The sequence below is a fragment of the Ochrobactrum sp. SFR4 genome (assembly GCF_019730395.1).
GTDB lineage: Bacteria > Pseudomonadota > Alphaproteobacteria > Rhizobiales > Rhizobiaceae > Pseudochrobactrum.
In genome coordinates, this window is record NZ_JAAPBB010000842.1 from 1 (window position 1) to 267 (window position 267).

At 50.2% G+C, this 267-nt stretch carries 1 protein-coding gene; it reads left to right on the forward strand.

Translation table 11 applies throughout. The features are described 5' to 3' along the window. Window positions 1-49 precede the first annotated feature (49 nt). The coding region (locus tag HBA93_RS21455) for a glutathione S-transferase N-terminal domain-containing protein (RefSeq protein ID WP_221724600.1) at window positions 50-267 on the forward strand (218 nt) is incomplete at its 3' end.

Consider the following 267-nt stretch of genomic DNA (forward strand, 5'->3'; position numbering starts at 1 on the left):
GCCTCAAGAGAGTGCATTCTCTGCTGCGAATTAGCAGAGGAAGTCTCTCATGACAGATCTTATTCTCTATACCCATCCGATGTCGCGTGGCCGTATTGCCCGTTGGATGCTGGAAGAAACCGGCGCTACCTATACAACCAGCATCGTGCCTTTCAACGAGATGAAAAGTGCAGAGTACCGCACCATCAATCCGATGGGCAAAGTCCCTGCCCTCAAGCACAAACAGCATATTATTACTGAAACCGCTGCGATTTGCGCTTATCTGGC